The organism is Terribacillus saccharophilus (assembly GCF_046592895.1).
In the GTDB taxonomy this organism is placed as follows: domain Bacteria; phylum Bacillota; class Bacilli; order Bacillales; family Amphibacillaceae; genus Terribacillus; species Terribacillus saccharophilus_D.
Genome location: NZ_JAWVPU010000001.1, coordinates 912591 through 925488, shown reverse-complemented (window position 1 = coordinate 925488; position 12898 = coordinate 912591). Strand labels below are relative to the sequence as shown.

General features: G+C 37.3%; 11 protein-coding genes. 6 read left to right on the top strand and 5 right to left on the bottom strand.

What is annotated here, in order from left to right; translation table 11 throughout:
* Positions 1-39: 39 nt before the first annotated feature.
* Positions 40-2025 carry a S9 family peptidase gene (locus SFC66_RS04375; RefSeq protein ID WP_411217483.1) on the bottom strand — a complete coding sequence of 662 codons (1986 nt, stop codon included), beginning with the start codon at positions 2023-2025 and terminating at the stop codon, positions 40-42.
* A 212-nt stretch (positions 2026-2237) separates the two neighbouring features.
* On the opposite strand from SFC66_RS04375, the gene SFC66_RS04370 reads away from it, so the two are divergent.
* From SFC66_RS04370 to rlmH, 4 genes are all read left to right on the top strand, one after another.
* Positions 2238-3488, top strand: coding sequence for a M20 family metallo-hydrolase (locus SFC66_RS04370; RefSeq protein WP_411217482.1), 1251 nt, complete (start codon positions 2238-2240; stop codon positions 3486-3488).
* A gap of 1099 nt (positions 3489-4587) precedes the next feature.
* A complete protein-coding gene (locus SFC66_RS04365; protein WP_411217481.1) occupies positions 4588-5427 on the top strand; it encodes a sulfurtransferase in 840 nt (279 codons plus the stop codon).
* Between the two features lie 111 nt (positions 5428-5538).
* On the top strand, positions 5539-5730 hold the full coding sequence (locus tag SFC66_RS04360; RefSeq protein WP_411217480.1) for a hypothetical protein: 192 nt from the start codon (positions 5539-5541) through the stop codon (positions 5728-5730).
* Positions 5731-5853: 123 nt separating this feature from the next.
* Positions 5854-6333, top strand: coding sequence for a 23S rRNA (pseudouridine(1915)-N(3))-methyltransferase RlmH (gene rlmH, locus SFC66_RS04355; protein ID WP_411217479.1), 480 nt, complete (start codon positions 5854-5856; stop codon positions 6331-6333).
* A gap of 209 nt (positions 6334-6542) precedes the next feature.
* On the opposite strand, the gene SFC66_RS04350 is transcribed toward rlmH, so the two are convergent.
* Positions 6543-7115 (bottom strand): hypothetical protein, encoded by a 573-nt coding sequence (locus SFC66_RS04350; RefSeq protein ID WP_411217478.1) that lies wholly within the window; start codon positions 7113-7115, stop codon positions 6543-6545.
* Between the two features lie 411 nt (positions 7116-7526).
* Here SFC66_RS04350 and SFC66_RS04345 point away from each other — a divergent pair, with 411 nt between their 5' ends.
* Both SFC66_RS04345 and SFC66_RS04340 read left to right on the top strand, forming a co-directional pair.
* A complete protein-coding gene (locus SFC66_RS04345; protein WP_411217477.1) occupies positions 7527-8708 on the top strand; it encodes a hypothetical protein in 1182 nt (393 codons plus the stop codon).
* A gap of 24 nt (positions 8709-8732) precedes the next feature.
* Positions 8733-10637, top strand: a complete 1905-nt coding sequence (locus SFC66_RS04340; protein WP_411217476.1) for a hypothetical protein — start codon at positions 8733-8735, stop codon at positions 10635-10637.
* A gap of 207 nt (positions 10638-10844) precedes the next feature.
* Here SFC66_RS04340 and SFC66_RS04335 read toward each other — a convergent pair whose 3' ends face one another.
* The 3 genes from SFC66_RS04335 to SFC66_RS04325 form a co-directional block, all read right to left on the bottom strand.
* Positions 10845-11213, bottom strand: a complete 369-nt coding sequence (locus tag SFC66_RS04335; protein WP_411217475.1) for a hypothetical protein — start codon at positions 11211-11213, stop codon at positions 10845-10847.
* Positions 11214-11473: 260 nt separating this feature from the next.
* Positions 11474-11926 (bottom strand): hypothetical protein, encoded by a 453-nt coding sequence (locus SFC66_RS04330; protein ID WP_411217474.1) that lies wholly within the window; start codon positions 11924-11926, stop codon positions 11474-11476.
* Positions 11927-12619: 693 nt separating this feature from the next.
* Complete coding sequence (locus SFC66_RS04325; RefSeq protein WP_411217473.1) at positions 12620-12832, bottom strand: hypothetical protein; 213 nt, start codon at positions 12830-12832, stop codon at positions 12620-12622.
* Between the last annotated feature and the right edge of the window lie 66 nt (positions 12833-12898).

Sequence of the window (12898 nt, the reverse complement as noted above, 5' to 3'; positions counted from 1 at the left end):
AACCAGACCTGACTTTCAGATCTGGTTCTTTTTGTGACTTTACATCAGATATTCATCAAACCAGTTGGTCATTTCTTGCAGTCGGATAATCCGCAACCCGGGATCTCCACTTCGGGATAGTTCATGATTCGATTCTGGGAAACGTACAAAACGTGTTGTTTTCTTGTATTGCTTCAACAACACATATAATTGTTCAGCCTGTTCAATCGGGCAGCGATAATCGTTTTCGCTATGCAGAATCAGCAAAGGTGTCTGGATGTCTTTCACATAACGGAGCGGGGAAACTCTCCATAATTCCTCGGGGTTTTCCAGGATGTTTGTCTTATGCTCGCGCTCGGTAAAGAAGTAGCCAATGTCACTTACGCCGTAGAAGCTGAGCCAGTTGCTGATCGAACGCTGTGTGACAGCGGCTTTGAATTTATTTGTATGACCGACGATCCAGTTCGTCAGAAAGCCGCCATAGCTTCCGCCAGTCACGCCAAGCCGAGCAGCATCGATCCAATCATGACTCTCCAGCGCATCATCCACTGCAGCCATCACATCCCGATAATCCCCACCGCCATAGTCACCACGGACTGCATCGACGAATTGCTGGCCATAACCGTGGCTGCCGCGTGGGTTTATGTACAGGACACCATAGCCTTTAGCGGCGAGCACCTGGAATTCGTGCATGAATGCATGGCCGTACATCGCATGCGGGCCGCCGTGTATCTCAAGGATAAGAGGGTAGGTTTTGCCTTCCTCGAAATCAGTCGGTTTCATGATCCAGCCTTGCAGGTCGATAGCATCATCAGCTTTAAAACGGAATTCTTCAGGTACAGACAAGGCTTTTTTCTGCAGCAGTTGTTCATTTACTGCCGTAAGCCGCTGCTCATCCTCATCTGCAACCGATGTTACATACAAATCGCCAGGAATATCCGGCTGACTGACTGCATATACAAACCGGGTTTGATCTTTATCGGTGCTGAAAGCATACACTTGGCGATTGCCGCCGACTATTCTTGTGATTTGCTTATCTATCGTCACTTGAAATATATTCGTTGATCCATTTTCGCTTGCCAAAAAGTATACAGCATCATCCGTATTACTCCAGACAGCACCACTGCCTGCCGTACCTGCCCCCATATCATTGATTGCCACATCGCTGCATTCAACGTCCCAAGCCTCTGTTAAGCATGTGAGTGCCATGGTCTCCAAATCCAGCGTCCAAACTTTTGTAAGTGTGGCTCCTGAAGATGACATATCATCTCCAAGCAAGGACAGTTTTTTCCCGTCAGGCGAGTAGTTTGGCATGCGCAGCGACTTGTCACTAGCCGTTAATTTGTTGGTCTGATGTGTTGTTAGATCAAGCTGATAGATATCTGAGAAGAACGTCTGCTCAGGATCCTCCGACCGGTTCGCACTGTAGGCTATATGCGTGCCATCGGGTGAGAAAGCAGGGTAGTGGTGATCATACGCTCCATCGGTCAGGAGTGATGCAGCGTTTGTTTCCAGATCGATCAATACTAAATGTTGGAATGTCTCATCTGAAAAGCCTTTGGCATCTGACTTGTACTGTAAACTTGTTGTGATATATGGCTTTAGTTTTTCTAATTTCTCATCCTCCTGTGTTTCTTTGTCTTCCAGGCTGTCTGTTACAGTGAGCGGTACGGTGACGATTGCCTTCTTTCCATCTGCTGACAAAACAGGTTGAGAAGCACCTCGCTTGAAAGAAGTAACCTGACTTGCTTCACCGCCTGTAAACGCAATCCGCCAAAGTTGCTGTTTGCCAGAGCGATTCGATACAAAGTAAATCGTTTGCCCATCAGCTGCCCATCTTGGCTGTGTATCGGAAACATCGCCTTGCGTAAACTGGGTGACTTGCTTGGTATCAACTTCTAAAATAAATAAATTGGATTGATATTTCTCTTTATCATTTATGATCCTTTTCACAAATACAACCCATTTGCCGTCAGGGGACAGCTGCGGATCGGATAAGAATGAAAATTCCAATAATTCATGCGCTGTTAAACCGCTTTTTGTCATGGTAACCCGCCTTTCATGATTGTGATACAGAGATAAACTTAATTTAACGATAGAACTTATGTATATATTTGTAAAGTGTGATTATGATTCAAGAGGTTCTCGGTGTATCGGCAGGATTAAGAAACGGAAGGATTAAATGCAATTGAAAGAAAATTTAGATTATAATATAGAGATAAAATCTTTTTTTATGGAATGGCGTAGAGGGGGTCTTTATGAACATAATACGGCTTGAAAAAACGCTCCATGATATTAACCGTTATGGACAATCAAACGAGGGTATTACACGCTTAGCATATACGAAGGATGACCGGGAAGCAGCTGATTATTTTTACAAACTTTGTGAGGAAGCGGGTATGAAGGTAAGGGTGGATGCTTGTGGGAATGTGATTGCAAGGAGAGAAGGGAATAACCCTGACCTTCCTGTAGTAGCTTGTGGATCTCATTTGGATACAGTCATGCATGGCGGACAATATGATGGAACACTAGGTGTCATAGCAGGTCTTGAAGTTGTCAGAAGCTTAAATGATCAAGAAATCGAGACAGACCATCCAATCGAAGTGATTGCTTTTGCATGCGAAGAATCAGCAAGGTTTGGTATATCTACATTTGGCAGTAAGGCAATGGCAGGGTTACTGGAAAAAGATAGTGTGGCAGCGCTTCGTGATGGGAATGGCCAAACAATTCATGACGCATTTTCCGAATGCAATTTGGACTTTGATACATTTGAAGACAGCTCGAGACAAATGGAACAATTCAAAGTGTTTCTTGAGCTGCATATTGAGCAGGGACCGGTTTTGGAAAGGGAAGGAATACAGATTGGTCTCGTTACAGGGATTGCTGCCCCCACAAGATTTGAAGTAACGATACAAGGTCAAGCATCTCATTCAGGGACAACCCCGATGCATTATCGAAAGGACGCATTTTTAGGTGCAGCTGAAATTGCATTGGAGATTGAGAAAGCTGCTAAATCGGAAAACGTCAATGGTACAGTCGCAACAGTAGGTGTTTGCGAAGTGAAACCAGGTGCAATGAACGTGGTGCCAGACTTTGTCGAAATGAAAATTGATATACGGGGAATCTCGGTACAATCGAAAAATAGAGTGATAGCTAGCTTGCATGATGCGATGAAACAAATAAGGGAAAAACGCAGTCTGGAAATTGCATCCAAAATCATAGGGGACGAATCTCCGATTGAGCTAGATAGTGAGGTGGTTCAGTCTCTCGCAAAGTGTTGTGATGATCAAGGTTTATCACATATGCAAATGCCGAGTGGAGCAGGACACGATAGCATGAATATGGCAAGACTCTGCCCAACCGGAATGATATTTGTGCCTTCTAAGGATGGTCTAAGCCATCACTGTAATGAATATACAGCTATCGAGCAGATTGGTGCAGGTGCTTCACTATTAGAAGCTGAAATTATAAAGTGGGCCTGTTCATCCAAGATTAAAAGCAAAATGTAGTTTTTTATTTAGGAACAAAAAAAGAGACGCATTAAGCGCCCCTTCATACGATAATTTTATTTAAAGCTATAGTACATGAACTAATATTTTTAAATTTATCTGTAAAACCAGCTACAGTGTCCTCAATAAGAAATTCTCGGGTCAATTTGGAATAACTGAGTACAAATCCACCAAAAGTATGTGTTATTTCAACATCCTCATAATGAATCAGAAACTCTAACGTCTTCTTAATGTCGTGGGCAAGCATACGTTTCCCCCTTCCATTAAAGGTGACTTTTGGAGTTCTGATGTTTAAAAAGCCATCAATAATTTGATTAGAGTTAAGCGTAACACACGAAAATCCAGCGGTATACCAAATCGTCCTGAGTTTGTCTGTTGCTAGGTATCCTGTGCAGAATTACAGTCAGATTCGAAAGTGAAAATCCACTTCACATCCATGTAATCACCACCCATCAATATGGTATGATAAGGAAAAAAGAGAGCGGTATTTCATCTCTTCAACTTTTATCGCTGTACTAGTTATAGCATCGACATTGATTTGTCCAGTAGTCTCCAGGGCGGTCGTACAAGAAAAAGGGCATAACGAGAATGGTGGATTAGGCGTAAAAGTAATAGTCCTACTATTAGCAGGGACTTTATTAACGTTGATTTTGACGATTTCACTTGTTCAGAGGCTCTTCTCATAAATATCAAAATTAGGAAGAAGTACTTTCACAATGATTGAAAGGTTTCTTAGTCTACACAAGCCATAGCTATTACTTAACGAATGAAGACTTGTAAGAATGAGGAGTATTCATTTGAGAATAATTGCAAAAAATAGCTACAGTCTCGTACTAATCCTGTTAGTTATATTGATAATCACTAATCTAGTTTCGGAAAATGAAGCTCAGAAAGACATTGTATCCGTTATCGTCTTTGTACTAGTATTGATGATTGTATTAGTTGAATGGGAAGCCAACAAAGCAAAAAGGTGAATCATTCCTGGCTTCTTATTATTAATTGAAATGAAAACAGCCTCTTCTGTTAAAAGCAGGAGGGGCTGTTTCCTTTAGCGAATAATAGCTTAAGAGAAAATTATATACAGTTAGGAGTTTTCACAATGAATTTTACTGTCGATAAGCAATGGCTCAAAGAACAACTACATAATGAACAAGTGAAAATCGTCGATTGCCGGTTTGAATTAGGAAATCCGGAAAAAGGAAAGCAGCTTTATCAAGAAAGCCATATTCCCGGCGCTTACTATTTCCATTTGGAAGAACAGTTGTCATCGCCCGTTTCCAAACACGGCGGAAGGCATCCGCTTCCAGACATCGAACAATTTAAAACTGCAATCGAAGAAGCCGGCATCGATAATACAAAAACAGTCATTGCCTATGACGCGGGCGCTGGACAGTTTGCTTCCCGCTTCTGGTGGCTGCTGCGTTACCTTGGGCATGAAGATGTCTTCGTACTCAATGAGGGATTTAAAGGATGGACAGAAGCGGAGTACCCAACGACAAAGGAAATACCGGAAAAGACAGTTGCGCACTTTAACATCCATCTCCAAAACGAAATGCTCGCATCCTATGAAGAGGTAAAAGAAGTGGTGGATCAACAGAAAAAGTCAGCAACCTTAATAGATTCAAGGGATGCACAGCGTTATCTTGGGGAAGTGGAGCCGATTGATCGGATAGCAGGGCATATCCCTGGCGCCATACATAAGTTTTGGGCTGACGGCTTGGAGCAAGGTACGTTCAAAGATAGCAATTATCAGGAAAAAAGATTTGCGGAACTGGATCGCAAGGAGCCTGTTATCGTTTATTGCGGATCAGGCGTAACCGCTGCGCCTAACTATATGGCTTTGAAAATGGCAGGGTTTGAAAAGGTGAAACTGTATGCAGGCAGTTATAGTGATTGGGTATCGTATGAACAGAATCCAGTAGATAGAGGGTCAAACTGATTCTCGTCCAGAACAGCCGCTTTCTAAGGAAAGGGGCTGTTTTTGTGAAACAACAGCTATACTGATTCGTAAAAGATAGAGTACTCATTTAAGTTTGGAGGTTACATCGACTTGAAAACATATACTATCCTATTTTGCATCATCGTCATCATGCACTTTATGACGCTCATTAACACAACGCTTCTTGATGGAGAATGGCACGGAGTTATCTTATGGGTATCCAGCATTTTGTTCCTTGTGGCCGTGTTCTTTCACGCAACGGAATATCGTGCACGTAAAAACCGAAACAGTAATAGTAAATGAGCGGTTTGTGCACTTGTAATTTTATAACTCAGTAACAAAATTCATCATACTACAACGTGTAAACTTCCTTCATCCGCTATATAATGACAGATAGAAACAATTTGGACGGAAAGAAGGCAAAACATGAAGATCACCATTGTCAGCGTAGGTAAGCTGAAAGAAAAATACCTCAAGCAAGGAATAGAGGAATACACCAAGCGGCTCGGAGCCTACGCTAAAGTCGACCTGGTCGAAGTTCCCGACGAAAAAGCCCCCGAAAATCTCAGCGAAGCCGACATGCAAATCGTCAAACAAAAAGAAGGCGACCGCATCATGTCGAAAATCAACGCCGACGATTACGTCATTTCCCTGGAAATAAAAGGTCAAATGATCACATCCGAACAGCTAGCGTCGAAAATTGACAGCCTGGCGACATACGGAAAGAGTAAGATTGTGTTTGTCATAGGCGGATCCTTAGGCTTGAGTGAAGAAGTGATGAAGCGGAGTGATTATGCATTGTCATTTTCAAAAATGACATTTCCGCATCAGTTGATGAAATTGGTGTTGGTGGAGCAGGTTTATCGGGCTTTTCGGATTATTAAAGGTGAACCGTACCATAAATAGAGGCAAAAAAGGTTGGAGATAGGGTGGATATTTTCCACTAGTAGCAGAGACAGAAGGTATTGTAAAACCTTCTTTTTCTGTTTCTAAATATAGAATGTGGATAAGTGTAAATGTTTTTGAAAGGTTAATCTCCATGAAATCAAATTCAAGTTCAACTTTGTCAATATGACGTTAGCGATCATTTGTTCTTCCAACCGTTATTCTCTTAACTAAGAGTTGGAGTAGTTACTTTTGTTTTCTCTACTTGAAGATTTGTACACTTCTATAAATCTTTCTAATAGAATTTGAACTAATTCAGGTGGAATGACTTTTGTATCGGATTTTCCTATTTCTACTATTAATTGATTCTTTTTTTGTTCGAGTGCAGTTTTCTCAATAGCTACTTGTTGTAAACGTTCTTGTAAAACAGGAACTGGAAAAAGGTTTTGTTCAAAGGCTTCTAAATATTTATTTCGAAGTTCAATTACATCTTTTAATTTCAAATCAACATCTGTCAGATCCTTTTTTAATTTTGATAAGGATTCAATAGAGTGCTTAGTTAGAGAGCGAATAGTTACTTGGAATTTTTGCTTATTAACCAGAAAGCACAGAAAGCACTCTATACGCTGAATCAGATCATTTTCGGCATCATATGCTTTAACAGAATTTGCTTTACAGGCAGCTGACCCCTTATTGTCGCAATCAGGACAGCGTAGGATACTGCTTAATAGAAAGGGTTCGTTTGATTGTCTTTGCTTGAACGATTTACTTTTTAGTGCTAAATCAACATGGTCTATACTCATCCTTCGATAATAAATTGCCTAAAAGTGGTCAAAGGCAAGTCTTCGAAGTAGAATTTCCTTCAGGAAAGGAACTTAAATTTGTCGATGTCTCACCATATCACACACATCAAAGATTTGAAGAAGCAGACCTATTCAAGGAGGAATTCAATAAATTTGTGAAACAATTATCTGAACGGTCTAAAGAAACCTTTTCTTTATAGGGACTATTTAGTTAATCCATAAAACGGGCGCTTTTGCTGGGTAAAAACTTTGCGTCAAACGAGCCAGATTAAATGTACTTAAAAGCTCGTTTTTTTAACTAGATAAGACTACGGCATAATTCTGTAATTATACTAATTCAGATAAACGATTAGATGGTGATATGTAGTATTATGGTTAAATTATTTTACAACGAATATAAAGGGTGTTTTTATGCGGAAATATGATGAATTAAAAAAGAAAAAGGAAGATGCCTTATTAGATTTAAAGATCAGAACAAATAATATTCAAAAGCTTGGTACAGAATCTAAAAGAGTAGCCGAAATAAGTAAGAATGTAAATATCATTATTACTAATCTAGATCGACAATTTGAACAAGCTACAAAATTAGATGACCTAGATATAAAATTTTTATTCTTTGCAACTGCACTTCAATGTGTACGACAATACATAATAGGAACTATTACACAAAGGACTGATGATAAAACTGCTGCAAAGAAAATTAAGGGCGATGAAAAAGAGCAATCTAATAGGTCACACCAATTATATAAGCCAAGTTTAGAAGAAATATTTACAAATCCGGTTCCGTTTGATGCAATTTTTGGCAGCAAAGATTTTAATTTAGGAATAGGTGGTGGATTTACTCATCGAGCTAAAACTTTAGGCCATGATCCAATATTAGGGTGGATATTCGGAACAATGAACATTGCAACAAGTACAATGACAGTTGCTAGTTTAGGAATCCCGAAATCATATCATATTAAGACAGGGAAAACAGCGCGTGGTGATGCAAGAGATAAGATTCATAGTAATGCAGACACTCTTAAAGTTTTTAGTTATTTCAAAAGTAAACTTATGGACGAGGGAAAAAGGGGAAAGGAAATAATTGGCGCTTCATTGATAAAGGAAGCATTACACTTAAAATCTGATTTATATTCAACAGCAAGTCTACCTTTGCCTTTAATTTCTTCAATATCAGTAGAATTCGCGCGTAAATTGGCTACTTATGGTTTAGATATGGGAAATACATTGAAAGTAGGGAATCAAGCTGGATATGCGGTGTTAATAAATTCATTAGTAGCGATGATTCACGGCTTATTTTATGATGAAAGCAAATATAGCAGCTGGAATATGTATTCGGTGAAAACTAGAAAAATATTGAGCTATTCCAATGTTTTAGCAACAACAAGTAATGTTATTGCTGTTGCCATTGCTTCTGGAATAGGGGTATTTACTAAAAATCCGGCTATGGTGAAGAAATCACTTAATTATTTGGATATTGGTGGAATAATGGTAACAATTTATCGCATTGTCAATGACCATAAATTTATTAAAGAGGTCAAGCAAGAGTTTTTAGAACAGGAATTTTACAATATTGTTATGAGTGAAAGTTAATTTGGAGGGTTAGGTGGAGAAGGTATGTCAAGAAAAGATTTTTATAAAGGAATGGAAGCAGCAGCAAAACCATTTGAAGAGAAATTCCAAAAACAGTCTCAGGCTTTTGAAGAAGTTGCTCAATCTATCAACAATAAGCTTGATGACTTTAGTTTTACAACCGATCAAATTATTGATGAATTAAATGCAATCGAAAAGAAACGTCTATATGATTTAAATACGTTAATTGATATTGCCAAATTAGGCGATGATGAAAAAGAGCTTTTAATGGCTATTTTATATACGTTAGTGGATATGACAGATTATGTAACAGAATACCAGCAGGCGTTTTTAAGGTCAGTAAAAAATCATCTTCAAGTCATAGGTGGGCAAACTTCTATTGATTTATCGGTCATTGAAAATATTGAAAATATTAATGACCAAAAGGCTATTCTTCAGACTGTTATGGAATTTCTTTTTCTTGAAAATGCTAGTCATGGATATATGGATGAATACAGTGGTGTGATGGAATATTTCAGTGTTAACAAAAAAGGAATAAGAGAAATTCAGGATTGTATTGATAAAATCTATAAAGCAACAGGGTTAGAAGGTATTGCTGAAAGTTATGGATATGTGCCAGAAGAGCCAGTTCAAAATACTAATAATGATTTTCTTGGTAGTGAGAAAAGAGACTACTCTGATTTACCGAACCTTAAAATTTCAGAAGGCTTAACAGTTAATACGAGTGAAACTAAAATCTTTGAAAATCTTAATCTCATTTTTGAAGAATGCATAACGGTCAATAAAGGCGGTAAATTAGTAATTAATAATTGTACAATAAAAACAAAAAGGACTTTGGATACAGCCATTTTATCAGATGATGCGGAGGTCATTATTTCAGGATGTGTCATTGACTATTTTGGGCTTGATGATAAAGAGTTTTTTACGGCGAAAAATTCCAAATTATTAATTCAGAATACTGAATTGGTAGACTGTCATCGATTACTTAGTCATACAACAGAGGATACCGTAATTGAATTTAGCCATTGTGTAAGTAATAATCTTGGAATTCAGGTGACTTCAGACATGAAGAGAAACATCCTGCGGTTGACAGATTGTGATTTTATTTCATCGAATGATGGTAACGGAGAATTTTATGAAAATCGTCAATATGCATTCTCAGCACCTAACCTAGTGGTTAGAAATTGTCAGTTTTCTAACTTTCAATACGGAGTTCTTGATATTCCAAGTCTAATTACCTTTTTTAATTTTAATCCAAATGATATGGATTCGATTGATTTGATTGAGATTACTGATTCTAGTTTCATAAACTGTAACGGGGCCATTTGTGATAATGGTGGTACTAAAGAAATTTTAATAACAGATAGTTATTTTGAAAATTGTGTAGATATTTTTACAGGTGAGGGTTTTGATGAAAAGTATGCTGTGAAGTTTATCGACTGTAGATTAGAAAATTGTAAAGGATTGTTAAGTAATGCAGTAAGACCATTTTACATGAGGAACACTACAATTAATGAAGGTTTTATGATTCTTCAAACCCGTGAGCAAGTAACAATGGAACATTGTATATTAACTAATTGGAACTTAGAAAAGGTAGTCCCATATCTACATCATTATAATTATTCAGTTTCAATACCTATAGAGGTTGGGGAAAATAGTCTATTCAAGGATTGTTTATTTAAAAATATTAATTTAGAGGGTAGTGATTGGGGACTTTCTGAATACTTTATTGGTGGAAATAGTAATGGTGCGACCATTCTTGCAGAGTCTTGTGAATTTGAAAATATCTCCTCTTATGAAGAAATTTTTAGGAAAGTTGAACATTATACTTTATATACTGGAACCTTGATCGTAAGAGGAAAGAAAAAAGCTGCTTATACACAAGTAGAAATTAAAAATTGTACCGGCCTTTCAGATAAGGTATATTAGGAAAATTAGTTTTTTGTAGAGAAATAAGAGTGTGAAAATAGATATTATCGCACTATTATTTCGTTACATAAATGTCAGATACGCAATAAAACCAGTAAAAATTGTTACGTAAAAAGGATGCACAAGATAAAGAGAGTACACCAAAATGGAACATTTTTTAAGCCAATCATATCGAACTAAGTACTATTACAAGGGAAAGCAGGCTTTTCAACTGTAGTTTAGGAGAACGTCCATGCAGAAAGGTAGCTTGAGTACACCAAAATGGAACACTTTTTTAGAAGTGTTATTAAATAAAAGCCAGTTGTTCTTAGGACTAGAACAACTGGCTTTTTTCAATTGTGTAAGATGGAGCTTACCTTCATATAATTCATCCATAGCAACAAATACGATATTGTTTATATCCATTCCATTATTATCAACTATTTCTTTTGTTGTTTTATTGACGGTTACTTTCTTTGTTTTCCGAATAACATCATTAAATAGTTCTTCTTTCGTTTTATATATTGCCAAGATCTTTGCATTGTATTTGAACCGACCCTCGGCTGTTGGAATTGTATAATATGCCAACGTCTCCATGTCTTTTACATTTGCCTCTTTAATAAATACAGGGATAAAAAACTATTTTCAATATCCTGATAGTATCTAAACAAGAAATCTGGAATGAAGTTTAAACTATTTGCTGATATGCGAGGGTTTGGGTGCTTTATTTTGCAAAGGGGTCCTACCAGAAAAAAGCTGATAACGTGCTGGCGTGCATAGTGTTTTCAGCAAATTAAAAGTAAAAAAAGCGTTGACGGATAATCGTAACATACGACTAGCCGTCAACGCTTTTTTTATTACAAATGTTTAAGATTATCAATCATGTTTGATTGCGACTTCTTAATATCTTGTAATAACTTAAAGTCTTCCTCGTTTTTTAAAATACTAGTTGGGAGATTTTCCATTTCAAAATAAGCATTTTCAAGTATCTCACTTAAATTTTCTTTAAGTGTAAGCTCTTTAGTAATTTTTGCTGTATGCTTCTTTAAAGGATTTTTTGCAACTATTGCAGCCTTTGCTTTTGTTTCAGAATAAATATAACAAATACGTTTCCCATCTTCTTTAAAACGTTCAAATACCTCTGCATCTGCCATTTTATTAATTAATCCAGAAATTTGATTAGGATTAATCTTTGGATAGTGCTTTTTTAACGCTTCCCCAATTTCACTAAATTCATAACCTGTTTTATCAGTCAATTCCTGTGTAACTACAATAAGACCTTGAATATAACTAACTTTAATTTCCGCCATTGAATATACCTTCTTTCATAAAATATTTTATATGAGTGCTTTGTTAAAACAGCATATCACAAAATTCCAGTTTAGTAAACGTCTAGACTAGAATTTAATTAGACGTTATTTGTGCATATAGCGGATGACCAAAGAATGAATGGAGAAACATACCCTATTCCCCCTAACTATTTTTTCTCTAACACAGCATTCGACTGCAAATAAACATTTGTTTATGCAATCATTAGTATAAAAACGTTCCTAAAGGGTAGTTTGGGTGTAATAAAAAAAGCGACACACGCCTGATCTAACAGAGTTTGTCGCTTTTTAGGAACATTCGGTATACAGGGTTTTATGTATAAATGAGAAAAGTCAATTACGGCAACGACTGGGGAGCAATGCTATACTAATCGGTTTAATGAATAAAAATGTGCATAAAATGCAGAGTTTTACTCGGCAATCGGGCGCATTTCTTGAATATGAAAGTGTTAATCCCCCAGTATACTTGATAAGGACCAAAGGGAAATATAAATCCATCGTATTCATGGAGATATTGAGGAAAGGGGATATGTGCCCCCCTCCTCAATTACTATAAAGGTAGCGATCATAATAATAGCTTTACCCCTATAAATAACCCACAATTACAAAATAAGATTAGTTCATAATTGAGCTATTTATAAAGGGGAGGCTTGACTAAAAAAGATTGAGATTATTTTATTCCTTAGTAGGTGAAACCAGTAACTGAAGCCCGTTGTTTGATCCGTAGTCCCACAGCTTGACATACGGGTAGGTATTCCTTGGTAAAATGAATAATCGTTCTTCTAATGGCATTATGGCATCTTTATTATCGATAAAGCAGCCATGTTCATAAGTTGCTGGATGTATTGTAACTATTCTGCCAGTATCGTTAAAGAATTTGAATTTCATTGTTGATCCTCCTGATTTTTGGTATAAACTAATTATTTATTAGACATTGAATAAATTAGGGGAATG